The sequence below is a fragment of the Mycobacterium paraense genome (genome assembly GCF_002101815.1).
Lineage (GTDB): Bacteria > Actinomycetota > Actinomycetes > Mycobacteriales > Mycobacteriaceae > Mycobacterium > Mycobacterium paraense.
Window position 1 is genome coordinate 67480 of the sequence record NZ_LQPM01000005.1, and the last position, 22737, is coordinate 90216.

The window sequence follows — 22737 nt, forward strand, 5'->3', positions numbered from 1 at the left end:
TGCCATGGTCCAGAAGCCCGATCCCGAGACGCTCAAGGCGATGAACGCCAACATCACCGACGAGTTTCGCGCCAACGCCGGCAAAGTTGGGGGGCGATTCGAGGGCAATGAGCTGCTGCTACTCACCACGACGGGCGCGAAGTCCGGGAATCCGCGCGTCGCGCCGCTGGTGGCCTTCCGCATCGACGACAGGCTGCTGATCGTCGCGGGTTACGGCGGGGCCGACGTCAACCCGGCGTGGGTGCACAACCTGCGGGCCAACCCGCGCGCGCACGTCGAGCTCGCCACCGGCTCGTTCGACGTCGTCGCGCGCGAACTCGACCCAGCGGAACGTGAGGCGGTCATCCCCCGGATCAACGCGACCACACCGGCGTTCGCGTACGCGAACTACCAGTCGAAAACCACCCGCACCATCCCGATATTCGAGCTGCAGGCCGACGAGGCGTGACCGGCCGGTCACTCCTTCGCGGCGGCCTTCTCCAGCTCGGTCAGCGCCGGCTCGATCCGGTCGGCCATGTCGTCGATGTCGTTGGCCACCTCGGGCGTCGTCACGAAGCCGAAGTCCAGGTAGTCGGTGTAGGAGAAGCAGGTGATGTTCAGCGCGACGTCCATCACGGGCGGCCCGAGCGGCACCAGCGAGTCCAGCTTGGCGCCGGCCATGTACAGCGGGAACGGCGGACCGGGGACGTTGGACACCACCAGGTTGATCGGGGCCAGGTTTCGCGATAACCCGCTGGCCGTGTAGGCGCGGGCGGCCAGCTGCAGCAGCCCAGGCGGCGTCGTCTCGGTCAGCCCCATGATCTGGTGCGCGGACAACGCCTTGGCCATCAGCTTGGCGCTCTGGGTGCTTTCGTGGATGGCCCGCAGCCGCTCGGCCGGGTCCTCGATGTCGGTCGCCAGCGACGCGGTCATCGAGCTCACCTTGTTGCCGACGTCGTCCTTGGTCTCGTCGGTGCGGGTGGAGACGGGGATCTGCGCGATGAGCGGCTTGGCCGGCAGCTCGCCGCGCTTCTGCAAGTAGTCGCGGGCGGCGCCGGCGACCAGCGCGAGCACCACGTCGTTGAGCTTGACGCCGTAGGCGTCCTTGATGGCCTTCACCCGGGACAGCTCCACACGGCAGCCGCTGACCCGCCGGTGCGGCGACACGGGCGCGTTGAACCGGGTCTTGGGCGCCTCGAAGTAGCGCGGCGGCCTGCTGCTGACGCCCAGCGCGGCGATCTGCTGGCGCAGGGTCTGCTCCACCAGCCGGGCGATGCGAAAGGGCGTCTTGACGCCGACGTTGATCAGGGCGCCCACCGCGCGCCGCTCCAGCCCCGGAAGCTGGAAGCCCACCAGCGAGCCGACCGTTTCCTGTTGCGGCGGGCGGGGTTCCGGCTCGACGTCCAACAGGATTTCGCCCAGCCCGGCGCCCGAGACGCCGTCGACGATGGCGTGGTGCATCTTGGTCAGCGTCGCGATCCGCCCGCCCTCGACTCCCTCGATCACCCACATCTCCCAGAGCGGCCGGGAGCGGTCCAGCTTGTAGGACATCAGACGCCCGACGAGCTCCTCGAGCTCGCGGCGGCCGCCCGGGGCCGGGACGCCGATGCGGCGGATGTGGAAGTCGACGTCGAGCTCCTCGTCCTCGACGAACCACGGCCGGTCCAACCCGAGTGGCGCGCCGGTGACCCGCCAGCGCAGCTGCGGCAGCTCGGGCAGCCGCTCGATCAACAGTTCGCGGAGCCGCTGAAAGCTGTACTCGGGGGCGTCTTTGGGATCGCAGATCGCCAGAGCACCGACATGCATGTGCCAGCCCGCAGTTTCCGCAGACCAAAACGCCGCGTCAACGCTCGAAAGCCGTTTCATGCCCTGACCGTAGCCCTCCCCCGCCCCTCGTGCCCAGCCCTTTGCTGGCCCGGTTAAGCATCCTCCAGCAGGTCGGGCGTCACGGCCGACTCAGTGTCCGGGATCCCCTCGACCTTCGCCTTGCGGTCGGCCATGGACAGCAGCCGCCGAATGCGGCCGGCGACAGCGTCTTTCGTCATCGGCGGGTCGGCCAGCCGGCCCAGCTCCTCCAGGGAGGCCTGCCGGTGCTCGACGCGCAGCCTGCCAGCCGAGGCCAGGTGGTCCGGGACGGTGTCGCCGAGGATCTCCAGCGCGCGCTCCACCCGGGCGGCGGCCGCGACCGCCGCGCGCGCCGAGCGGCGCAGGTTGGCGTCGTCGAAGTTGGCCAGCCGGTTGGCCGTCGCGCGGACCTCGCGGCGCATCCGCCGCTCCTCCCACACCAGCCGCGTGTCCTGGGCGCCCATCCGGGTCAGCAGGGCGCCGATCGCCTCGCCGTCGCGCACCACCACCCGGTCGGCCCCGCGCACCTCGCGGGCCTTGGCGCTGACCCCCAGCCGCCGCGCCGCGCCCACCAGTGCCAGCGCGGCCTCGGGGCCGGGGCAGCTGACCTCCAGGGCCGACGAACGTCCCGGCTCGGTCAGCGAACCGTGCGCCAAAAAAGCCCCCCGCCAGGCCGCTTCGGCGTCGGCGATGCTGCCGCCGACCACCTGGGCCGGCAGCCCGCGCACCGGGCGGCCCCGCAGGTCGAGCAGCCCGGTCTGCCGTGCCAGGGCCTCGCCGTCGTTGGCCACCCGCAGCACGTACCGGGTGCTCTTGCGAATCCCGCTGGCCGACAACACATGCACGACGGCGTTGTACCCGTAGAGCTCGAAGATGTCCTTGCGCAGCCGGCGCGCGACGTTGCCCAGGTCCACCTCGGCCTCGACGACCACCCGGCCGCCCACGATGTGCAACCCGCCGGCGAACCTCAGCAGGGACGTGACCTCCGCGCGCCGCGCGCTGACCGACTTCACAACCAGGCGGCTCAGCTCGTCCTTGACTTCGGTCGTCATCGCCACGCGTCGTCACCCCTCTCGCCGTCGACCCGGATCTCGTTCGTGGTCGTCGCCGAAGGGGTTTGAGGGCCTTTTAAACCATCACTATGGCCCGCTCGGACCCCGTCGAGCGCCGCCGCGAGCTTGCCCGGGTCATGTAAAGGTGTACCAGGTCGGGACACGTCCACGAAGTGGACCTCGGCTTCGAGCAGCGTCGCGGTGCGCCGCAGTTGCTCGCGTTCGCGCTCGCCCGGCACCCGCTCGGCATCAATGATGATGTCGTGCACGGTGAATCCGGGCGCATGCTGGGCCAGCACGTGCAGGTGGCGTTCCACCGAGAAGCCGGCCGTCTCCCCCGGTTCGGCGACCAGGTTGAGCACCAGCGCCCGCCGTGCCGTGGTCGACCGCAGCGCCGAGGCCAGGCCCGGCACCAGCACGTGCGGGATCACACTGGTGAACCACGACCCGGGCCCCAGCACCACCAGGTCGGCGGCCATGATGGCGTCGACGGCCTGCCGGGTCGCCGGCGGGTTGGGCGGAAGCAGCCGCACCCGTCGCACCTTGCCCGGCGTCGTCGCGATCGCCACCTGGCCGCGGATCAGGCGGAAGATCCGCGGGTCGGCCTCCAGGCCGGACACGTCGGCCTCGATCTGCAGGGCGATCGGGCACATCGGCAAGACCCTGCCCTTGACCCCGAGGATGCGCCCGAGCTCGTCGAGGGCGGCGACCGGATCGGCCAGCACCTCGCTGAGGCCGGCCAGCAGCAGGTTGCCGATCGGGTGGCCGGCCAGCGCGCCGTTGCCGCCGAAGCGGTGCTGCAGGATGGTCGCCCACAGCCGTCCGTACGGGCTATCGGATGCCAACGCCGCCAAGGCCATTCGCAGATCGCCGGGCGGGATCACGTCCAATTCGCTGCGCAGCCGGCCCGACGAGCCGCCGTCGTCGGCGACAGTGACCACCGCGGTGACATGCGGCGTCAGCCGGCGCGCCGCGGACAGCGTCGCATACAGGCCGTGTCCGCCCCCCAAGGCAACGATGCCATCACTCATTCGCGACCCAGATCCCGGTGCAGCACCCGCACCGCCAGCTGAGGGTTACCCCGAAGCAGCTGCATCAATGCCTCGGCGATCGCGACGCTGCGATGCTTGCCGCCCGTGCAGCCGATGGCGACCGTCATGTAGCGCTTGCCCTCCCTGCGGTAGCCGTCGACAACGAGGTTCAGCAGACGATGGTAAGCGTCGAGGAACTCGGCCGCGCCGGGCTGGCCCAACACGTAGTCGCGCACGGCCGGATGCTCGCCGGTGAGCGGACGCAGGTCATCGACCCAGTGCGGGTTGGGCAGGAACCGGACGTCCATCACCATGTCGGCGTCCATCGGCAGGCCGTACTTGAAGCCGAACGACTCGACGGTGACGCTGGTCGACGCCCCGGTCTCGCCGCCGAAGGCGCGCTCGATGGTCTCCCGCAGCCCCCGCACCGACAGCGTGGACGTGTCGATGATCAGGTCGGCGGTGGCGCGGACCGGCGCCAGCATCCTGCGCTCGGCGGCGATGCCCTCGGCCAGCGTCTGCTCGCCCTGCAGCGGGTGGCTGCGGCGGTTCTGTTCGTAGCGGCGCACCAACATGTCGTCGGAGGCCTCCATGAACACCACGCGCGGCGTGATGTTGCGGGTGGCCAGCTCGTTGCGCACCTCGTCGAGATCGCCGGTGAAGCCCCGCGACCGGACGTCCATCACGACCGCGAGCTGGGTGATCCGCGACCCGGCGGCCAGCCCGAAATCGACCATCCGGGTGATCAGCTGGGGCGGCAGGTTGTCGGCCACGTACCAGCCGAGGTCCTCGAGCACCTTGGCCGCCGTGCCCCGCCCGGCGCCCGACAGCCCCGTCACCAGGACGACGTCGATCCCCGCCCCCTCGTCTTGGGTTGTCATTCGGCGACTTCGGGTTGCTCGGGTCGCAGCGCCTCGAGGACGGCCGTGGCGGTGGCCACGCCGATGCCCGGAACGGCGGTGATCTGGTCGACGGTGGCCTCCTTGAGGCGGGCTATCGATCCGAAATGGGTTACCAGCGCCTTGCGGCGATGCTCTCCCAATCCTGGCACCGAATCCAACGCTGAGGCGGTCATTCGCTTGGATCGCTTGCTGCGATGGTAGGCGATGGCGAACCGGTGCGCCTCGTCGCGGACGCGCTGCAGCAGATAGAGGCCCTCGCTGTTGCGCGGCATGATGATCGGGTCCGGCTCGGAGGGCACCCAGATCTCCTCCAGCCGCTTGGCCAGGCCGATGACCGCGACGTCGGTGATGCCGAGTTCGTCGAGCACGGCCGAGGCCGCGTTGACCTGCGGCGCGCCGCCGTCGACGACGTACAGGTTGGGCGGGTAGGCGAAGCGGCGCGATTTTCCTTCGGGGGAAAGCACATTGGGGTCTTTTTGCTCGCTGAGGTGCCGCGCGAACCGGCGGCGGGTCACCTCGGCGATGGAGGCGACGTCGTCGGAGCGCCCCTGCCCGGCGGCCTCCCGGATGCCGAAGTGGCGGTAGTCCGACTTGCGCGGCAGCCCGTCCTCGAACACCACCAGCGAGCCCACCACGTCGGTGCCCTGCACGTGGCTGATGTCGACGCATTCGATGCGCAGCGGCGCATCGGCCAGTCCCAGCGCCTCCTGAATGTTCTGCAGCGCAGCCGATCTCGCGTTGAAGTCGCCGGCCCGCTTCAGCTTGTGTTGCTGCAGCGCCTCTTTCGCGTTGCGCAGCACGGTCTCGGCCAGGGCTTTCTTGTCGCCGCGCCGCGGCACCCGCAGGACGACCCGCGAGCCGCGCAGCCCGGACAGCCAGCTGGTCAGCTCGTCGGCGTTGGACGGCAGGCACGGCACCAGCACCTCGCGCGGGACGGGGTTGGTGGATTCGTCGGCGGCCCCGCCGAGTTCGGCCTGCTCCCCGTAGAACTGGGTCAGGAACTGCTCGACCAACCGCTCCTCGCCGGATTCGCCCGGGTCGCCGGACTTTTCGACGATCCAGCCGCGCTGGCCGCGGACCCGGCCGCCGCGGACGTGGAACACCTGCACCGCCGCCTCCAGGTCGTCGTCGGCGAACGCGACCACGTCGGCGTCGGTGCCGTCGCCGAGCACCACGGCCTGCTTCTCCATCGCGCGCTTCAGGGCGCCCAGGTCGTCGCGGAGCCGCGCGGCCCGCTCGAAGTCGAGCTGCTCGGCCGCGGCGTTCATCTGCTGCTCCAGCTCGCGGGCGAACCGGTCGGTCTTGCCGGACAGGAAGTCGCAGAAGTCGTCGACGATCTGGCGATGCTGCTCGGCGCTGACCCTGCCGACGCAGGGGGCCGAGCACTTGTCGATGTAGCCGAGCAGGCACGGCCGGTCGATCTGCTTGTGCCGCTTGAAGACTCCTGCCGAGCAGGTGCGCGCCGGGAAGACGCGGGTGAGCAGGTCCAGCGTTTCGCGGATCGCCCACGCGTGGGAGTACGGGCCGAAGTAGCGCACGCCCTTGCGGCGGGGGCCGCGATAGACCATCAGCCGGGGGAACTCCTCGTTGAGGGTGACGGCCAGCACCGGGTAGGACTTGTCGTCGCGGTAGCGGACGTTGAAGCGCGGATCGAATTCCTTGATCCAGTTGTATTCGAGTTGCAGTGCCTCGACTTCGGTGTTGACCACCGTCCACTCGACCTTGGCCGCGGTGGTCACCATCTGCCGGGTCCGCGGGTGCAGGCCGGCGACGTCGGCGAAGTAGGACGTCAACCGGCTGCGCAGGCTCTTGGCCTTGCCGACGTAGATGACCCGTCCGTGCGCGTCCCGGAATCGATAGACGCCCGGCTCGACCGGGATGGACCCGGGCGCGGGGCGATACGTTGCGGGATCTGGCACGCATCCAGGCTAGTAGCCACTGAGGACACGTCCGACCTGCCCCGAAAACCGCCGGACCCGCCGGGCGGACGGCTACGATCCGCGTATCGCTGGGCGACTGATACCGCTGGGAGTTCCGAAATGTCGTTTGTGATCGCGGCTCCGGGGCTCGTCACGGACGCGGCGGCCGATATCGCCGGTATCGGTTCGTCGGTGGCGGCGGCCCATCGGGCGGCCGCGGCGACCACCACCGGGGTGGTGGCGGCCGCCGGCGATGAGGTGTCGGCGGCGATCGCGTCGCTGTTTTCCGGCCACGCCCTGGACTACCAGGCGCTCGGCCTGCAGGCCGAGGCGTTTCACGCCCAGTTCGTCGCGGCGCTGGCCGGGAGCGCGGGCGCGTACGCAGCCGCCGAGGCGGCCAGCGCCTCCCCGCTGCAGATCGTCGCGCAGGACGTCCTCGGGGTGATCAACCTGCCCACCGAGCTGCTGGTCGGGCGCCCGCTGATCGGCAACGGCGCCGACGGGACGCCGGGAACGGGACAGGCCGGCGGGGCGGGCGGCATCCTGCTGGGCAGCGGCGGCAACGGCGGGTCCGGAGCGTCGGGCCAAGCCGGCGGCCCCGGCGGCCCGGCGGGCTTGCTCGGCTCGGGGGGCTCCGGCGGCGTGGGCGGCTGGGACGCGTCCGGCGGGGCCGGCGGCACCGGCGGGTTGCTCTGGGGCAACGGCGGCGTGGGCGGGATCGGCGGGCCTTTCGGTACCGGCGGCGTCGGCGGCAACGCGCTGTTGTTCGGTGACGGCGGGCGCGGCGGGCTCGGCGGGGAACTGGGCGGCGTCGGCGGTACCGGCGGCCGCGGCGGCTGGCTCGTCGGTAACGGCGGCGCGGGCGGGACCGGCGGGGTTTCCGGCGGTCCCGGCGGGGTCGCGGGCGGTCCCGGCGGCCCCGGCGGCGTCGCCGGGATGGTGGGCCTGCACGGGGCGGCCGGCGCCACCGGTGGCGCACCCACCATCCCGGTGCAGGTGGATCCGCAGATCAACAGGCCCTACGTCGACGTCTCCATCGCCGGCGGGCCGAATTCGCAGGTGATCCTCGACACCGGGTCCCGCGGTCTTGTCGTCCCACCGCAAGACGTCAACTTCGCGTCCCTCGGCGCGCCGACCGGGACGGGCAGCGTCACGTACGGGGACGGCGGAAATACCGTGACCGAGAACTACACAACGTATTCGGCCACGGTGAATTTCGGGAACGGCATCATCAGCCAGCCGACCAAGGTCGCGGTCATCACCTCGGTCACGCAGACGCAGAACGGCCAGACAACCAACTTTCCCGCCGCCGCCGGACTGCCCGTGCTGGGCATCGGCGGAAGCAATCTCGTCGGCCCCCTGACCACTAGCCCCGTGCAAGCCCTGCCCGACACCCTCAGCCAGGGTGTGCTCCTCAACGAGCCGGCGGGTACGGCGCAGTTCGGCGCCAACCCGCTGACCGCCCTCACCTCGTCGTCCGGCGCGCCGGTCACCACGCTGAAGGTGTCGGTCAATGGGGGCACCCCCGTGACCGTTTCGAACGCGTTTGTCGATTCCGGCGGCCTGTGGGGAGACGTGCCGGCCGCGCTGGGCACCGGCTCGGTGGGCGGTTACGTGCCGCAGGGCACCACGCTCACCGTCTACACCGCCAACAATGTCGCCATCTACCAGGAGACGGTCGGCGCGGCTCCCACGGCCCCGGCTGTGGTCAGCGGCGCCAATGGCCTTTTCAACACGGGGAATATCCCGTTCGAGACCATCCCGATCTACCTGTCGTACAGCCCGCTCAACACCGGGACGTTGTTCTACGACGCCTAAGTGGCGCAAGGTATCCGAGCCCTTCGGCATCTGGCGGCGTCAGGGCACCCGCCGCAGGATTCTCCAGCCGGTGACGAGCGCGGCGCCGACCATCAGCAGCCACTGCGCTATGTCGACCACGAGGTGGCCTCGGCGGGGGCGTTCCCAGTGCGGTCCCCGCTTCCTACCTCCATGGCCACAGTGCGGCAGTAAAAGCAAAGTTGGGGGCCGACAGTGGGATACCCGCAGGAAGGGCAGATAGCTACGCTCACCGATTCGGCCCTCCTAGTCGACGTGTGTTTAATGTCTTCGGCATTCCCCGTCGGCGGCCGCCTAAACGCGGCCATGTCGAAGTCGATCCATGCGGTATTTCGCCGCGGAGAACCGATTCGTTTCGATGGGTCCGAGGCCGTCCCCGTGGCGGGGCGGCGGCCGCTGGTGAACACTACGTCGCGGCCGCATCACCTCACGCTGCGGGGACATGCCGTGGGGGTCCGACAAGCATTCGACGACATATGAGTCTCATATGAGGTCGAAGCCGCCGCCCCACCGACACCCAGTGCCCTTCATAGGCTCCCCTCCGGTTATCGACGGAAGAGAGTATGAGGCCAATGACTTTTCGCCATCTCGTGGTCAGTGTGGGCGCAGTCGCCGCGATCGTCGGCGTCGGAGCGTCTACCGCACCTGCGGCCCGGGCCGAACCGCCCTACAAGAACTGCACCGAAGCCCACAAGGACGGCCGGTACAACATTCCCAGGGGCGATCCTGCCTACCAGCAGAAGCTGGACCGCGACAACGACGGCATCGCCTGCGAAGGCTGAGACGCCCGGCGGCTCAGCCGCCGCGCAAATCCGGCCGGTAGCGCGCCAGCAGCGACCGCACGGTGTCCATGGCGTCGACGGCGCGCTCCCGGTCGGCGGCCTGGATCGCCATCAGGGGCACGTACTCGTCGTCGGGCAGGTCGATGCGCGCCCAGCGCTTGCCGGCGGGAAACGACACGCCGACCACGTCGCGCCAGGGAATAAGCCTGTAGCCGAAAAGGTTTCGCACCGCCAACCCGGCCGGCCCGACGCGCAGCCGGGGCCGGGCGAACAACAGCACACCGCCGGCGATCAGCAGGCCGAGCGCGGCTATCGCCACCTGATCGGAGGTGTGGAAGATGACGCCGCTGGAGCTCACCTTCAGCAGCAGGCCCACGACGATGTGCACGGCGGCGATCAGAAACGCTGCGACATAGACGAATACCGGCGTCCGGTGGGGACGCAGCTCGACATCCCAGGCTTCGCGGTTCGGCGCAGTCACGACCGGGCGCGCAGGTCACGCAGGGTCAGGGCGGCGGTCAGCGCCGCACCGGCGGCCTGGGCCCCCTTGTCCTCGGCCGACGCCGGAAGCCCGGCCCGGGCCAGCGCCTGCTCCTCGGTGTTGGTGGTCAACACGCCGTTGGCGACGGGCGTCGACGCGTCCAGGGCGACCCGGGTCAGCCCCTGCGTCACCGAGTCGCAGACGTACTCGAAATGCGGTGTCTCACCCCGGATTACGACGCCGAGGGCGATGACGGCGTCGTGGTTGGTGGCGAGCTGCTGGGCCACCACCGGAATCTCGATCGCGCCGAGCACGCGGACCACCGTCGGGTCGTCGATGCCCGACTCGGCGGCGACCTTGCAGGCGCCGGCCAGCAGCGCGTCACAGATCTGGCCGTGCCAGGTGCTCGCGACGATCCCGAGGCGCAGGCCGGACGCGTCCAGCGCGGGCAGCTGCGGCTCCCCGCTACCGCTCATCGGCGCCATCCCCCGCAAGCGGGTGGTTCCCCCACCTCAGCATCACTACGTTCGGCATCGTCGCCGGCGCGCAGCTCACAGAGCACCGCCGAATTCTCCCGGCAGATGGACGGATTCGTGGAAGTCGTCCAGCCCCACCAGGTCGTGACCCATCTTGTCGCGCTTGGTCATCAGGTAGCGGATGTTCTCCGCGTTGGCGCGCACCGGCAGTGGCACCCGCTCGATGATGTGCAGGCCGTAGCCGTCCAACCCGACCCGCTTGGCCGGGTTATTGGTCAGCAGCCGCATCGAGCGCACCCCCAGGTCGACGAGGATCTGGGCGCCGATGCCGTAATCCCTTGCGTCGGCGGGTAATCCGAGCTTCAGGTTGGCGTCGACGGTGTCGGCTCCGGCGTCCTGCAGCTGGTAGGCCTGCAGTTTGTGCATCAGGCCGATGCCGCGGCCCTCATGGCCGCGCATGTAGAGCACCACGCCGCGCCCTTCGCGCGCGACCATCGCCATCGCGGCGTCCAGTTGCGGCCCGCAGTCGCAGCGGCGCGACCCGAACACGTCACCGGTCAGGCATTCGGAGTGCACGCGCACCAGAACGTCGTCGCCGTCGGCGTTCGGGCCGGCGATCTCGCCGCGCACCAGCGCCACGTGTTCGACGTCCTCGTAGATGCTGGCGTAGCCGATCGCGCGGAACTCGCCGTGCCGGGTGGGGATCCGCGCCTCGGCGATCCGCTCGATGTGCTTCTCGTGCTTGCGCCGCCATTCGATCAGGTCGGCGATGGTGATCAGGGCGAGGTCGTGCTCGTCGGCGAACACCCGCAGCTCGTCGGTCTGGGCCATCGAGCCCTCGTCCTTCTGGCTGACGATCTCGCAGATCGCGCCCGCGGGCTGCAGGCCCGCCATCCGGGCCAGATCGACGGCGGCCTCGGTGTGGCCCGGCCGGCGCAGCACGCCACCGTCCTTGGCGCGCAACGGAACCACGTGACCGGGACGGGTGAAATCCTCGGCAATGCTCGTGGGGTCGGCCAGCAGCCGCATCGTCGTGGCCCGATCCGAGGCCGAAATCCCCGTGCCGACGCCGTTTTTCGCATCGACGGTGACGGTGTAGGCGGTCCCGTGCTTGTCCTGGTTCACCGCGTACATCGGCAACAGACCCAGCCGGTCGCAGATCGCGCCGTCCAGCGGGACGCACAGGTAGCCCGACGTGTAGCGGACCATGAAGGCCACCAGCTCCGGCGTCGCCTTCTCGGCGGCGAAGATCAGGTCGCCCTCGTTCTCGCGATCCTCGTCGTCGATGACGATGACGGCCTTGCCGGCCGCAATGTCGGCAACCGCCCTCTCGACGGAGTCCAACCTCGTCATCTGTTGTTGCCTGCTCTCGTAGGGGCCCACAGGGGAAGCCCAAGTGTTGCATTCAGTATGAACCACCGCGGGGGCGCCGTTATTGCCGCGGCTTTTCCGGGCGCGACGGCGGCGGTGACCGGGTGTGAGGTAAGTCCCAGGTGTGCCCAAGCTAGGTACGGGATGTGAGGTGGGGCGGGGTCGTTTTGGGCTCAATTCTTAAGGGAAGCCTGAGAGACATGAATACAAACAAGCAAACCCGAATGCGTCGCCTGTGCGTTGGCGCGGCGGCGGCCGGCGGTATCGCCGCATCCATGCTGGGGCTCACCGCGGGCACAGCCCAGGCGGCGCCTCCCCCGGCGCCCATGGACCACCACCACTGGTGCCCGGGCGACCAGTGGAACCCCGGCTGGGGCCCCTACCAGAACTGGAACAACTGCCGTGACTGGGACGACAACTACGGCGGCCCGGCCGGCTACGGTGCCCCGCCGCCGTGGGCGCGACCGATGCCGCCGCCCCCGCCGTGGGCGCCGTGGGCCCAGGTCGTATGGAACCCGCAGTTCAATGACTGGGGCTACTGGGACGGCCCCAACTGGCGCGGGCTCTGACCGCCTGATCTCAAGGACAGGCCGCTGGCGCGGCGGCGAACGACCGCCGTCGTCAGCGGCCTGCCGTCATCAACCTCTCTACATATTTGGCGATGACGTCGACCTCGAGGTTGACCTCGGTGCCGACCGGTGCGCCGCCCAGGGTGGTCAGTTCCCGCGTCGTCGGGATCAGCGACACCTCGAACCAGTCCCGCGGCTCGGAACCCAGGCCGGACACCGTCAGGGAAATCCCGTCGACGGTGATCGACCCCTTTTCGACGACGTAGCGGGCGACGGTCGCCGGAACCTCGATCCGCACCACCTCCCAGTGCTCGGAGGGTGTGCGGTCCACCACCCGGCCGGTGCCGTCCACGTGCCCCTGCACGATGTGGCCGCCGAGCCGGCTGTTGACGGCGGCGGCGCGCTCCAGGTTCACCCGGCTGCCGACCTGCAACCCGCCGAGGTTGGACCGGTTCAGGGTCTCGCCCATCACGTCGGCGGTGAACTGGCCGTCGGGCTTCAGCTCGGCAACCGTCAGGCACACGCCGTTGACGGCGATCGAATCGCCGTGGCCGGCGTCGGCGGTCACCACCGGCCCGCGAATGGTCAGCCGCGCGGCGTCAGCGAGCACGTCCCGCCCGGTGATCTCCCCGAGCTCCTCGACAATTCCGGTGAACATTGCACCAGGTTAATGGGCCGATGCGCGGCGGAGCGGCCCCCGCGTTTCCCAAGCCGCTCACAAGCACCCTCTACGATGCAGGGTATGCAAACCCCCCGCCGTCTCTCGGCCGTCCTTGCATTCTTGAGCCTCGCCACCGCCCTGGTCGCGGGCTGCTCGTTCAGCTCGTCGAAAACCGGCAGCGGCCCCCTGCCCGACGCCACCACGCTGGTGAAGCAGTCCACGGACGCCACCAAGAACCTCAAGAGCGCGCACCTGGTGCTGACGGTGGGCGGGAAAATCCCGGGCCTGCCCGTGCGGAACCTGACCGGCGACCTCACCACCTCCCCGAACGTCGCGGCCCAGGGCAACGCCCAGATCAGCTACCTCGGGCAGGACATCAGCGCCGACTTCGTCGTGGTCGGCGGCGACCTCTACACCAACGCGCTCAACCCGGGCGACAAGACGATGACCGACGTCGGGCCCGCCTCGCAGGTTTATGACCCCTCGGCGATCCTGAGCCCCGACACCGGGCTGCCCAACGTGCTGGCGAACTTCACCAACGCCAAGGCCGAGGGGCGCGACCAGATCAGCGGCCAGACCACCGTCCGCATCAGCGGAAACGTCTCGGCGGACGCGGTGAACAAGATCGTGTCCCCGTTCAAGGCGACCCAGCCGGTGCCGGCCACGGTCTGGATCGTGGAGAGCGGTGACCACGAGCTGGCCCAGATCAGCCTGCAACACAGCCCGGGCAACAACGTCCAGATGACGTTGTCGAACTGGAACCAGCCGGTGCAGATCAACAAGCCCGCGGCGGGCTCATGAGCAGGCTGGCGGGACGCCGAGTAGCGATCGGCGCGGGCAGCCTGGCGGTGCTGCTGGGTGCCCTCGACGCCTACGTCGTGGTCACCATCATGCGCGACATCATGCACGACGTCGGCATCCCGGTTAACCAGCTGCAGCGGATCACCCCGATCGTCACGCTGTACCTGCTGGGCTACATCGCGGCCATGCCGCTGCTGGGCAAGGCCTCCGACCGGTTCGGCCGCAAGCGGCTGCTGCAGGTGAGCCTGGCCATGTTCATGGTCGGCTCGGTCGTCACCGCGCTCTCGGTGGCGATCGGCAACTTCGACGTCTCCAGCATGAACGTGGAGATCTTCGGACACCCGCTGCGGGACCTGGTGATCCTCGGCTACCCCATCCAAAACTTCCACCTGCAGACGCTGCACGTGCTGGTCGCCGGCCGGACCATCCAGGGCATCGCCAGCGGCGCGCTGTTGCCGGTGACCCTCGCGCTGGGCGCCGACCTGTGGGCCCAACGCAACCGCGCGGCCGTCCTCGGCGGGATCGGCGCCGCGCAGGAGCTGGGCAGCGTGCTCGGCCCGCTGTACGGCATCCTCATCGTCTGGCTGTTCCGCGACTGGCGCGACGTGTTCTGGATCAACGTCCCGCTGACCCTGGTCGCCATGGTGTTGATCCAGATCAGCCTGCCGTCGCACGACCGCAGCGAGGCGCCGGAGAAGATCGACGTGGTCGGCGGCGTGCTGCTCGCCATCACCCTCGGCCTCGCGGTCATGGGCTTGTACAACCCGAACCCGAACGGTCAGGAGGCGCTGCCCAGCTACGGGTTGCCCCTGGTGATCGCGGCGGCCGTCTTCGGGGTCGTGTTCCTGCTCTGGGAACGCTTCGCGCGAACCCGGCTGATCGACCCGGCGGGAGTGCAGTTCCGGCCGTTCCTGGCCGCGATGGGCGCGTCGTTCGCCGCGGGCGCCGCGTTGATGGTGACGCTGGTCGACGTGGAGCTGTTCGGCCAGGGCGTGCTCGGACTGGACCAGACCAAGGCGGCCGGGATGCTGACGTCGTTTTTGATCGCGCTGCCGATCGGAGCGCTGCTGGGCGGCTTCATTGCCACCCGGGTCGGCGACCGGGCGGTCGCGTTGGTCGGGCTGCTCATCGCGGCCGGCGGCTACCTGCTGATCTCGCGCTGGCCGGTGGACCTGCCGCACTATCGGCACAGCTTCTTCGGGCTGTTCTCGGTGCCCGCGATGAACAACGACCTGCTGATCGGTGGCGTCGCGGTCAACAACGATCTGCTGATCGCCGGCTTTGGGCTCGGGCTGGTGATCGGCCCGCTGACGTCGGCGGCCCTGCGGGTCGTCCCCGCCGCCGAGCACGGCATCGCCTCGGCCGCGGTCGTGGTGTCCCGGATGACCGGCATGCTGATCGGCGTGGCCGCGCTGAGCGCGTGGGGGCTGTACCGCTTCTACCAGATCCTCAACGAGAAGAACGCGACGCTGCCCAGCAGCATGAGCAAGCCGGATCGCGCGGTCGCCCAGGCGCAGAACGTGCTGCCGTCGTTCGCGGCGATGTACGGCGAGATCTTCACCATCACCGCGGGCGTCTGCGTGGTCGGAGCGCTGCTGGGGCTGCTGATCAGCGGCCGCAAGGAGCACGCCGAGGAGCCCGAAGTCCCCGAGGAAGAGCCGGTCAGCGTCCCGACGCCCTGAGCGCTAGCCCTGGCCGCCGTGCGGCACCAGGCTGAGCACCAGATCCGGGCCGGCCCGGTCGATCCCGTCGAACTGCCAGCGCAGCGCACGCGCGATGGTGGGCACCCCGACGTCGTCGACCGCGGTGATGGGCCCCCCGAGCAGCATGGGCGCCACGTAGGCCAGGATGCGGTTGACCGCCCCCGCCCGCAGGAAGGCGCCGGCGAGGGTGGGCCCGCCCTCCAGCAGCACGTCGGTGCGATCCGTCAGCGCCTTGATCACCTCCATGGGATCGTGCGTGCGAATCACCATGGTGCGCGAATCATCGTTGAGAACCTTTGCCTCCGGCGGTATTTCGCGCATCCCCACCACCACCCGCAGCGGTTGGCGGTCGGCCAGCGAGCCGTCGCCGCGCCGGGCGGTCAGCGCCGGGTCGTCGGCCAGCACGGTGCCGGTGCCGACCACGATCGCGTCGGCGATGGCGCGGCGGCGATGCAAATCCGATCGCGAGGCCTCGCTGGAGATCCACCGGCTGCTGCCGTCGGCGGCGGCGCTGCGGCCGTCGACGCTGCTGGCGTACTTCCACGTCACGTGCGGCAGCCCGGTCCGCACCTTGTGCAGCCACTCGCGCAGCGGGCCGGCGGCCACCTGATCGGCCAGCACCCCGGACCGCACCTGCACGCCCGCGGCCTGCAGCCGGCCCGCTCCGCCGCCCGCGATCGCGTTGGGGTCGTCGACGGCGTAGACGACCATGCTCACCCTGGCCTCGATGAGGGCGTTCACGCAGGGCGGGGTCTTGCCGTAGTGATTGCACGGCTCGAGCGTGACGAACGCGATGCCGCCGGCGGCCAGCCCGCCGGCCCGGCGCAGGGCCAGCACCTCGGCGTGCTCGCCGCCCGCGGGCTCGGTGGCGCCGACGCCGACGACGCGGCCCTGCGGGTCCACGATGACGGCGCCGACCGGCGGGTTCGGGTAGGTGGTGCCCTTGACCTGATAGGAGTGCTCGATCGCCAGGCGCATGGCCGCGTCGAGGCTGTCGACCGACTGCGGCTGGTTCATGCGCGCAGATGCGCTGACGCGGCCGCGGCCTGCCGCCGCAACGCCTCGACCGCGGCCTCGGGGTCCTGCGCCCCGTACACCGCCGACCCGGCGACGAAGCAGTCCACCCCGGCCTCGGCGGACTGCTCGATGGTGTCCTCGTTGATGCCGCCGTCGATCTCCACCAGGATCGTCAGCTCGCCCGCGTCGATCATCTTGCGCGCGGTGCGGACCTTGCCGAGCACGTCCGGGATGAAGCTCTGGCCGCCGAAGCCGGGCTCGACCGACATGATGAGCAGGGTGTCGAAGTGCGGGAGGATTTCCAGGTAGGGCTCCAGCGGGGTGCCCGGTTTCACGCTGATCCCGGCCTTGGCGCCGGCGGCGCGGATGTCGCGGGCCACGCCGACCGGATTGCCGGTGGCCTCGGCGTGGAAGGTGACGTTGTAGGCGCCCGCCTCCGCGTACGGGGGCGCCCAGCGATCCGGGTCCTCGATCATCAGGTGGCAATCCATCGGGATGGTGGTGGTGGCCAGCAGCGCCTCCACCACCGGCAGGCCGATCGTCAGGTTCGGCACGAAGTGGTTGTCCATCACGTCGACGTGCAACCAGTCGGCGCCCGGCACGGCGGCCGCCTCGTCGGCGAGGCGCGCGAAATCCGCGGCGAGGATCGACGGCGCGATCAGCGGTCTACCGGTATTGCCAGGCATGTGCGCCACACTACTGAGCGCGGCGGCCAACCTCACTTCAGACGCGGCGCAGCGCGGCGGCGAACATCGCGTCGGTGCCGTGCCGGTGCGGCCACAGCTGCGAGTAGGGGCCCTCCCCCAAGCCCTCGCCGACGGGCTCGAACAGCGGCCGGGTGTCCAGCGCCTGCACCGGCTGACGGCGCAGCGCGTCGCCAACCACCCCAACGGTTTCCGCGAGATGCGGCGAACAGGTCGCATACAGCACCACGCCGCCGGGCCGGGTCAGCGCGATCGCGGCGGCCAGCAGCTCCCGCTGCAGCTTGGCCAGCGGCGGCACGTCGGCCGGCTGCCGACGCCACCGCGCCTCCGGCCGGCGCCGCAGCGCCCCCAGCCCGGTGCACGGCGCGTCGACGAGCACCCGGTCGAAACCGGGCTCGAGGCCGCTCTCCCGCCCGTCCACCCGCACCACGTCGACCGGCAACCCGCGGGTGTTCTCCACCACCAGGTCGGCGCGCCGCGGCGCGGGCTCGATCGCGGTGACGCGGGCCCCCGCGTCCGCGCCCAGCGCCGCCAGCAGCGCGGTCTTGCCGCCGGGGCCGGCGCACAGGTCCAGCCAGCGGCCGGTGTCGCCGTCGACCGGCGCCAGCGTCAGCGCGCGGGCCACCAGCTGGCTGCCCTCGTCCTGGACCAGCGCGGAGCCGTCGCGCACGGGCGCCAGCCGCCCGGGGTCGCCGCCGGGCAGATACACCGCGTAGGGCGAATAACGGCCGACGGTGCCACCCACGGCATCGGCGAGCCCGGCGGCGGTCAGCGCTCCGGGGCGGGCGGCCAGGTGCACCTGGGGCCGCTCGTCGTCGCTGGCCAGGACGGCGTCGAGTTCGGCCGCGGCGGCGCCGAGCGCGTCGGCGAAGGCCTGGGCGATCCAGCGCGGGTGCGCGTGCACGAACGCGGCGTGCCCGACCGGATCCTTCGCCGGGTCGGGGGCCAGCTGCTCGACCCAGGACTTCTCGTCGCGGCGGGCGATGGCGCGCAGCACACCGTTGACGAAACCCGCCCGGGCCGAGTCGAATTCGATCCCGGCCTGATCGACCGTCGTGGACAGCGCGGCGTGGGCGTCGACGCGGGTGCGCAGCAACTGATAGGCGCCGAGGCGGAGCAGGTCGAGCAGCACCGGGTCGATGGCCTCCGGCGAACGACCGGCGGCCGCGCCGATCACCGCGTCGAGCAACCCGCGGGTGCGGCAGGTGCCATAGGTCAGTTCGGTGGCGAAAGCGGCGTCGCGGCCGGTGATTTCGCGCTGGCGCAGCAGCGCGGGCAGGGCCAGGTTGGCGTACGCGTCGCGCTCGCTGACGGCGCGCAGCACCTCGAACGCGGCCGCCCGCGCCGGGTCCAGCGGCCGGCGCGGCTTGCCTGGCCGGGGGCTCATGACGCCCGCGCCGAGGCGTCGAGCCGGGCGCCGCGCGCCCAGTCGACGGCGTTCATGAATTTCTTGCCGGGCGGCTGGATCTGGCCCAGCCGCACCGGCTGTGAGCCGGTGCCGATCCAGACGTTCTTGCGGTCGGCGTGAATAACGCCGGGCGGCAAGGACATTGGAGCCTCCGAGTCGACCCGCACCGGTCCGAGCTTGATCCGCAGGTCACCGACGAGCGTCCACGCGCCCGGGTTGGGTGTGACGGCGCGGATCCGGCGTTCCACCACGGGCGCCGGCAGGTCCCAGCGCACCCGGGCCTGTTCGACGCTGACCTTCGGCGCCACGCTGACCCCCTCGGCCGGTTGCGGCCGCGGCGTCAGGGTCCCGTCGGCGATGCCGTCCAGCGTTGCCGACAGCAGCTCCGCGCCCGAAAGGGCAAGCCGCTCAAGCAGATCGCCCGCGGTGTCGGTCGGCCGAATCGCCTCGGTGACCACCCCGTACACCGGTCCGGAGTCCAGGCTCGGCTCGATCCGGAAGGTGGTCGCCCCGGTGATCGGGTCGCCGGCGGCGATCGCGGCCTGCACCGGCGCCGCGCCGCGCCAGGCGGGCAGCAGCGAGAAGTGCAGGTTGATCCAGCCGAGCGGGGGCACCGCGAGCAGGTCCTCGCGCAGCAGCGCGCCATAGGCCACCACCGGGCAGCAGTCGGGTGCCAACTCCGACAGCTCGGCGACGAACTCCGGGGAGTTGGGCCGCGCCGGCCGCAGCACCGGGATGCCGCGGTCGAGCGCCTCGCGGGCCACCGGGGACGGCTCCGGCCTGCCCCGCCGGCCCGAGGCGGCATCGGGCCGGGTCAGCACCGCGAGCACGTCGTGCCGGGGCGATTCGATGAGGCGACGCAGCGCGGGCAGCGCGGGCTCGGGGGTTCCGGCGAAGACGAGGCGCACGGGCACAAGTGTAGGAAGCACCGGATCTCCGCAGGACACGCCCAGGATTCATACAGTTGCGTCCGTATATTATTTCTATTGGCAATTATTTCTTGCGGTAATGGTCACGACGACGAGGTCGGGCAGCCGCCCATTCCAAGGAGGTCCGATGACCCTCGACGCTGTGGACACCACCATTCCCGACGACGTCGCGGCCACGCATCGCGCGATGTGGGCGCTGGGCGACTACGCCCTGATGGCCGAGGAGGTGATGGCCCCGCTCGGTCCGGTCCTAGTGGCCGCGGCGGGCATCGGGCCGGGCGTCCGGGTGCTCGACGTCGCGGCGGGATCCGGCAACATTTCGCTGCCCGCCGCCCAGACCGGTGCCGACGTCGTCTCCACCGACCTGACCCCCGAGCTGCTGCGGCGCTCCCAGGCGCGGGCCGCCGCGCGGGGGCTGCTGCTCGATTACCGGGAGGCCAACGCGCACGCCCTGCCGTTCGGTGACGGCGAATTCGACGCGGTGATCTCGGCGATCGGCGTGCAGTTCGCGCCGGACCACCGGCGCGCCGCCGCCGAACTGGTCCGGGTTTGCCGCCCGGGCGGGACGATCGGCGTGATCAGCTGGACCCCCGAGGGGTTCTTCGGCCGGATGCTGGCCACCCTTCGCCCCTACCGCCCGAGCCTGTCACCGGCGGTGGCGCCGGCGGCGCTGTGGGGACGCGAGGGATACGTCGCCGGGCTGCTCGGCGACCGGGTCGCGCGCGTCACGACGCTGCGGGGCAAATTGCGGGTGAACCGGTTCGACAGCGCCGAGGCGGTGCACGGCTACTTCAAGGAGCACTACGGCCCGACGATCGAGGCGTACGCGAACATCGGGCACAACCGGGTCCTGGCCGCCGAGCTGGACGCCCAGCTCGTCGAGCTGGCCCGCGAATACCTGGTCGACGGCGCCATGCAATGGGAGTACCTGCTCGTCACCGCCGAGAAGAGCTGAGCCGCTGGTTTACAGGTCGAGGTCGGCGTCCAGGTGGACGTCGGGCTCGCCGCCGGCGGCGGTGAACGCGGTCAGCGCCCGCACCAGCCCGTGCCGCTCCGGCGGCGGCATCTTCGCCACGATGGCGGCGATCTCGGCGCGGCGGTACGCGGTGACCCGCCGGACAACCTCGCGCCCGCGCTTGGTCAGCGCGGCGAGCAGTTCGCGCCGCGAGGTCGGGTGCGGGAGGCGGTCGATCAGCCCGGCGGCGACGAGCCGGTCGACCATCCGGCCGGTGGCCGACGGCTGCACACCCAGCAAACCGGCCAGCGTGGCCAGGTTGACCGGGCCGCGGTTGGACAGGATGACCAGGGTCCGGAACTGAGGAATGGTGATGCTCTCGTCAACCTGCCCGATCGAGCGAGCCGAGATCGCCACCAACAGACGGGATGCCGTCAGCAACGCGTCGGTGATCACGTCCAAGGACTCGTCAGCGGCCGTCGGGTTTTCCGTTGGCATCGTGCCCCCTGTTCCAGGAGTTCTCCAGGCCTGCGCCGCGCAAAGAAGAGGAAGTGTAGCAGCGTTGCAATGTCGAAATCCGAGATTATTTCCCACGAATACTATCGCCCTCAAGCACGATCCGACACGCTTCGGCGAGCCCGTTCCGAAACCCCTGGCAACCGCCGTTGTCACGTTACGATCCGTGTGCCTTGCCCGGTCTGTGAGCGCTCGGCGCTCGTGGCGTAAAGGGGATTACGGATGTCGTTTGTGATCGCAGCTCCCGAATTCGTCTCGGCGGCCGCCACGGATCTGGCCAATGTCGGTTCGGCGGTCAGCCAGGCCAACGCGGCGGCGGCGGCGCCGACGTCGAGCGTGCTGGCCGCAGGCGCCGACGAGGTGTCGGCCGCCGTCGCGTCGCTCTTCGGCGCGCACGCGCAGGCATACCAGGCGCTGAGCGCCCAAGCGGCGACGTTCCACCAGCAGTTCGTCCAGCTGCTCAACGGCGGCGTAACGCAATACGTCGCCGCCGAGGCCGCCAACTCGTCACCGCTGCAATCGGCCGAGCAGCAGGCGCTCAATGCGATCAACGGGCCGAGCCTGGCGCTGAGCGGCCGTCCACTGATCGGCAACGGCGCCGACGGCACGGCCGCCAGCCCGAACGGCGGTGCGGGCGGATGGATTTACGGCAACGGTGGTGCCGGCTACTCCCCCACTACGGCCGGGGCAAACGCCGGAAACGGCGGGGCCGCGGGGCTGGTCGGCAACGGCGGCGCCGGCGGCTCGGCGGCGGCCGTCCCGTCGACCGGAACCCTGTCCGCCGGCAGCGGCGGCGCGGGCGGGCACGGGGGTTGGCTGTACGGCGCGGGCGGCACTGGCGGGGCGGGCGGGAGTGACGCCGCCGCCGGCTTCAACGGCGGCAACGGCGGCGCGGGCGGCAACGCCGGGCTGTTCGGTCCCGCGGGCGCCGGCGGCGTCGGCGGGGCCGCCACCGGCGGCAACATCCCGTCCGTGACGGTCCACGCCGGTAACGGCGGAGCCGGCGGCAATGCCGGGCTGATCGGCGCCGGCGGGGCCGGCGGGGCCGGCGGCGCCAGCCAGACCGGAGCCCACAGCGGCGGTGACGGCGGCACCGGCGGCGCGGGCGGTAATGCCGGCTGGCTGGCCGGCAATGGCGGGGTCGGCGGGGTCGGGGGCAACGCCGACACCACGGCCGGCGGGGGCGGCAACGGCGGCAACGCCGGGCTGCTCTACGGCGGCGCCGCCAACGGCGGCAACACCGGCTCGGGGAACGCCGGCGCAACCGGCGGCACCGGCGGCCACGCCGGACTGATCGGAGCCGGCGGCGCCGGCGGCGACGCCGTTTCCATCAATTCCGCCGGCCGTGGCGGGGCCGGCGGCGGTGGCGGCTACCTGTGGGGCGTCGGCGGGACCGGTGGCCAGGGCGTCGGCAGCCAGGCGGCCGGCGGCGCCGGCGGGAACGCCGGGCTGTTCGGCACCGGCGGGGCGGGCGGCAGCGCCAGCGGGACCCAGGGCACCGGCGGCAACGGCGGCAACGGCGGCTTCCTGGACGGCGACGGCGGCGCAGGCGGCTCCCAGATCAACTTCGGCGGCGGGGGCGACCACGGCGGCAACGGCGGCAACGGCGGGTTCATCGGTAATGGGGGGGCTGGCGGGTCAGCCGTTGGCTCGGGGCCCACGAGTTCTGGCGGCAACGGTGGCAACGCCCAGTACGTCGGCAACGGCGGCAACGGCGGCAACGTCGGGGCCGGGGGCACCCCGGGCAAAGGCGGCACCGGCGGCACGCTGTCCGGCCAGCCGGGCCAGAACGGCACCTAG

At 71.1% G+C, this 22737-nt stretch carries 22 protein-coding genes; 8 read left to right on the top strand and 14 right to left on the bottom strand.

Annotated elements, in window-relative coordinates; all coding sequences use genetic code 11:
- Nucleotides 1-4 precede the first annotated feature (4 nt).
- Nucleotides 5-448 (top strand): nitroreductase family deazaflavin-dependent oxidoreductase, encoded by a 444-nt coding sequence (locus AWB89_RS03050; RefSeq protein WP_085171490.1) that lies wholly within the window; start codon nucleotides 5-7, stop codon nucleotides 446-448.
- Nucleotides 449-456: 8 nt separating this feature from the next.
- Here AWB89_RS03050 and AWB89_RS03055 read toward each other — a convergent pair whose 3' ends face one another.
- Genes AWB89_RS03055 through uvrC form a run of 5 tightly spaced genes read right to left on the bottom strand, consistent with a single transcriptional unit; the run spans nucleotide 457 to nucleotide 6728 of the window.
- Nucleotides 457-1845: a WS/DGAT/MGAT family O-acyltransferase gene (locus AWB89_RS03055; protein WP_085171492.1), complete on the bottom strand. Its 1389-nt coding sequence runs from the start codon at nucleotides 1843-1845 to the stop codon at nucleotides 457-459.
- A gap of 53 nt (nucleotides 1846-1898) precedes the next feature.
- Nucleotides 1899-2876, bottom strand: a complete 978-nt coding sequence (gene whiA, locus AWB89_RS03060; RefSeq protein ID WP_085094064.1) for a DNA-binding protein WhiA — start codon at nucleotides 2874-2876, stop codon at nucleotides 1899-1901.
- On the bottom strand, nucleotides 2873-3907 hold the full coding sequence (locus AWB89_RS03065; RefSeq protein WP_085171494.1) for a YvcK family protein: 1035 nt from the start codon (nucleotides 3905-3907) through the stop codon (nucleotides 2873-2875). Before AWB89_RS03065 ends, whiA begins: the two co-directional genes overlap by 4 nt.
- Nucleotides 3904-4788 carry an RNase adapter RapZ gene (rapZ, locus tag AWB89_RS03070; RefSeq protein WP_085094023.1) on the bottom strand — a complete coding sequence of 295 codons (885 nt, stop codon included), beginning with the start codon at nucleotides 4786-4788 and terminating at the stop codon, nucleotides 3904-3906. Before rapZ ends, AWB89_RS03065 begins: the two co-directional genes overlap by 4 nt.
- Complete coding sequence (gene uvrC, locus AWB89_RS03075; RefSeq protein WP_085094025.1) at nucleotides 4785-6728, bottom strand: excinuclease ABC subunit UvrC; 1944 nt, start codon at nucleotides 6726-6728, stop codon at nucleotides 4785-4787. The genes rapZ and uvrC overlap by 4 nt, the downstream gene beginning before the upstream one ends.
- A 120-nt stretch (nucleotides 6729-6848) precedes the next feature.
- Between uvrC and AWB89_RS03080 the strand changes: the two genes are divergently transcribed.
- Together AWB89_RS03080 and AWB89_RS03085 are read left to right on the top strand one after the other, a co-directional pair.
- Nucleotides 6849-8546: a PecA family PE domain-processing aspartic protease gene (locus AWB89_RS03080; RefSeq protein ID WP_085171496.1), complete on the top strand. Its 1698-nt coding sequence runs from the start codon at nucleotides 6849-6851 to the stop codon at nucleotides 8544-8546.
- A gap of 590 nt (nucleotides 8547-9136) precedes the next feature.
- On the top strand, nucleotides 9137-9346 hold the full coding sequence (locus AWB89_RS03085) for an excalibur calcium-binding domain-containing protein (RefSeq protein WP_085171498.1): 210 nt from the start codon (nucleotides 9137-9139) through the stop codon (nucleotides 9344-9346).
- 13 nt (nucleotides 9347-9359) lie between these two features.
- Here AWB89_RS03085 and AWB89_RS03090 read toward each other — a convergent pair whose 3' ends face one another.
- The 3 genes from AWB89_RS03090 to AWB89_RS03100 all read right to left on the bottom strand — a co-directional run bounded on the left by AWB89_RS03090 (nucleotide 9360) and on the right by AWB89_RS03100 (nucleotide 11656).
- Entirely contained in the window at nucleotides 9360-9827 is a 468-nt protein-coding gene (locus tag AWB89_RS03090) for a PH domain-containing protein (protein ID WP_085171500.1), read from the bottom strand.
- Nucleotides 9824-10303 carry a 6,7-dimethyl-8-ribityllumazine synthase gene (ribH, locus tag AWB89_RS03095; RefSeq protein ID WP_085244928.1) on the bottom strand — a complete coding sequence of 160 codons (480 nt, stop codon included), beginning with the start codon at nucleotides 10301-10303 and terminating at the stop codon, nucleotides 9824-9826. Before ribH ends, AWB89_RS03090 begins: the two co-directional genes overlap by 4 nt.
- Nucleotides 10304-10378: 75 nt before the next feature.
- Nucleotides 10379-11656, bottom strand: coding sequence for a bifunctional 3,4-dihydroxy-2-butanone-4-phosphate synthase/GTP cyclohydrolase II (locus AWB89_RS03100; protein WP_085094066.1), 1278 nt, complete (start codon nucleotides 11654-11656; stop codon nucleotides 10379-10381).
- A gap of 242 nt (nucleotides 11657-11898) precedes the next feature.
- Between AWB89_RS03100 and AWB89_RS03105 the strand changes: the two genes are divergently transcribed.
- Nucleotides 11899-12243, top strand: coding sequence for an Mtp family mycobacterial-type pilin (locus AWB89_RS03105; protein ID WP_139830494.1), 345 nt, complete (start codon nucleotides 11899-11901; stop codon nucleotides 12241-12243).
- 52 nt (nucleotides 12244-12295) lie between these two features.
- Here the strand turns inward: AWB89_RS03105 and AWB89_RS03110 are convergent, their stop codons facing one another.
- Nucleotides 12296-12901 carry a riboflavin synthase gene (locus AWB89_RS03110; RefSeq protein WP_085094037.1) on the bottom strand — a complete coding sequence of 202 codons (606 nt, stop codon included), beginning with the start codon at nucleotides 12899-12901 and terminating at the stop codon, nucleotides 12296-12298.
- A 75-nt stretch (nucleotides 12902-12976) separates the two neighbouring features.
- On the opposite strand from AWB89_RS03110, the gene AWB89_RS03115 reads away from it, so the two are divergent.
- Complete coding sequence (locus tag AWB89_RS03115; protein ID WP_139830495.1) at nucleotides 12977-13705, top strand: LppX_LprAFG lipoprotein; 729 nt, start codon at nucleotides 12977-12979, stop codon at nucleotides 13703-13705.
- Complete coding sequence (locus AWB89_RS03120) at nucleotides 13702-15387, top strand: MFS transporter (protein ID WP_085171504.1); 1686 nt, start codon at nucleotides 13702-13704, stop codon at nucleotides 15385-15387. Before AWB89_RS03115 ends, AWB89_RS03120 begins: the two co-directional genes overlap by 4 nt.
- A gap of 3 nt (nucleotides 15388-15390) precedes the next feature.
- On the opposite strand, the gene ribD is transcribed toward AWB89_RS03120, so the two are convergent.
- The 4 genes from ribD to fmt are packed head-to-tail and all read right to left on the bottom strand — an operon-like array spanning nucleotide 15391 to nucleotide 19445.
- Entirely contained in the window at nucleotides 15391-16425 is a 1035-nt protein-coding gene (gene ribD / locus AWB89_RS03125; protein WP_085094043.1) for a bifunctional diaminohydroxyphosphoribosylaminopyrimidine deaminase/5-amino-6-(5-phosphoribosylamino)uracil reductase RibD, read from the bottom strand.
- Entirely contained in the window at nucleotides 16422-17111 is a 690-nt protein-coding gene (gene rpe / locus AWB89_RS03130) for a ribulose-phosphate 3-epimerase (protein WP_085094045.1), read from the bottom strand. Before rpe ends, ribD begins: the two co-directional genes overlap by 4 nt.
- 37 nt (nucleotides 17112-17148) lie before the next feature.
- Entirely contained in the window at nucleotides 17149-18516 is a 1368-nt protein-coding gene (locus AWB89_RS03135) for an RsmB/NOP family class I SAM-dependent RNA methyltransferase (protein ID WP_085171506.1), read from the bottom strand.
- On the bottom strand, nucleotides 18513-19445 hold the full coding sequence (gene fmt, locus AWB89_RS03140) for a methionyl-tRNA formyltransferase (protein ID WP_085171584.1): 933 nt from the start codon (nucleotides 19443-19445) through the stop codon (nucleotides 18513-18515). The genes AWB89_RS03135 and fmt overlap by 4 nt, the downstream gene beginning before the upstream one ends.
- Nucleotides 19446-19593: 148 nt before the next feature.
- On the opposite strand from fmt, the gene AWB89_RS03145 reads away from it, so the two are divergent.
- Entirely contained in the window at nucleotides 19594-20421 is an 828-nt protein-coding gene (locus tag AWB89_RS03145; RefSeq protein ID WP_085171508.1) for a class I SAM-dependent methyltransferase, read from the top strand.
- A gap of 9 nt (nucleotides 20422-20430) precedes the next feature.
- On the opposite strand, the gene AWB89_RS03150 is transcribed toward AWB89_RS03145, so the two are convergent.
- Nucleotides 20431-20919 carry a MarR family winged helix-turn-helix transcriptional regulator gene (locus tag AWB89_RS03150; protein WP_085094051.1) on the bottom strand — a complete coding sequence of 163 codons (489 nt, stop codon included), beginning with the start codon at nucleotides 20917-20919 and terminating at the stop codon, nucleotides 20431-20433.
- A 240-nt stretch (nucleotides 20920-21159) separates the two neighbouring features.
- On the opposite strand from AWB89_RS03150, the gene AWB89_RS03155 reads away from it, so the two are divergent.
- On the top strand, nucleotides 21160-22737 hold the full coding sequence (locus AWB89_RS03155; protein WP_085171510.1) for a PE family protein: 1578 nt from the start codon (nucleotides 21160-21162) through the stop codon (nucleotides 22735-22737).

Bases quoted from the DNA above. Each gene is read 5' to 3' on its own strand.
- AWB89_RS03050 (WP_085171490.1), top strand. From the start codon at position 5: ATGGTCCAGAAGCCCGATCCCGAGACGCTCAAGGCGATGAACGCCAAC.
- AWB89_RS03055 (WP_085171492.1), bottom strand. From the start codon at position 1,845: ATGAAACGGCTTTCGAGCGTTGACGCGGCGTTTTGGTCTGCGGAAACT.
- whiA (WP_085094064.1), bottom strand. From the start codon at position 2,876: ATGACGACCGAAGTCAAGGACGAGCTGAGCCGCCTGGTTGTGAAGTCG.
- AWB89_RS03065 (WP_085171494.1), bottom strand. From the start codon at position 3,907: ATGAGTGATGGCATCGTTGCCTTGGGGGGCGGACACGGCCTGTATGCG.
- rapZ (WP_085094023.1), bottom strand. From the start codon at position 4,788: ATGACAACCCAAGACGAGGGGGCGGGGATCGACGTCGTCCTGGTGACG.
- AWB89_RS03080 (WP_085171496.1), top strand. From the start codon at position 6,849: ATGTCGTTTGTGATCGCGGCTCCGGGGCTCGTCACGGACGCGGCGGCC.
- AWB89_RS03085 (WP_085171498.1), top strand. From the start codon at position 9,137: ATGACTTTTCGCCATCTCGTGGTCAGTGTGGGCGCAGTCGCCGCGATC.
- ribH (WP_085244928.1), bottom strand. From the start codon at position 10,303: ATGAGCGGTAGCGGGGAGCCGCAGCTGCCCGCGCTGGACGCGTCCGGC.
- AWB89_RS03100 (WP_085094066.1), bottom strand. From the start codon at position 11,656: ATGACGAGGTTGGACTCCGTCGAGAGGGCGGTTGCCGACATTGCGGCC.
- AWB89_RS03105 (WP_139830494.1), top strand. From the start codon at position 11,899: ATGCGTCGCCTGTGCGTTGGCGCGGCGGCGGCCGGCGGTATCGCCGCA.
- AWB89_RS03110 (WP_085094037.1), bottom strand. From the start codon at position 12,901: ATGTTCACCGGAATTGTCGAGGAGCTCGGGGAGATCACCGGGCGGGAC.
- AWB89_RS03115 (WP_139830495.1), top strand. From the start codon at position 12,977: ATGCAGGGTATGCAAACCCCCCGCCGTCTCTCGGCCGTCCTTGCATTC.
- AWB89_RS03120 (WP_085171504.1), top strand. From the start codon at position 13,702: ATGAGCAGGCTGGCGGGACGCCGAGTAGCGATCGGCGCGGGCAGCCTG.
- ribD (WP_085094043.1), bottom strand. From the start codon at position 16,425: ATGAACCAGCCGCAGTCGGTCGACAGCCTCGACGCGGCCATGCGCCTG.
- rpe (WP_085094045.1), bottom strand. From the start codon at position 17,111: ATGCCTGGCAATACCGGTAGACCGCTGATCGCGCCGTCGATCCTCGCC.
- AWB89_RS03135 (WP_085171506.1), bottom strand. From the start codon at position 18,516: ATGAGCCCCCGGCCAGGCAAGCCGCGCCGGCCGCTGGACCCGGCGCGG.
- AWB89_RS03145 (WP_085171508.1), top strand. From the start codon at position 19,594: ATGACCCTCGACGCTGTGGACACCACCATTCCCGACGACGTCGCGGCC.
- AWB89_RS03150 (WP_085094051.1), bottom strand. From the start codon at position 20,919: ATGCCAACGGAAAACCCGACGGCCGCTGACGAGTCCTTGGACGTGATC.
- AWB89_RS03155 (WP_085171510.1), top strand. From the start codon at position 21,160: ATGTCGTTTGTGATCGCAGCTCCCGAATTCGTCTCGGCGGCCGCCACG.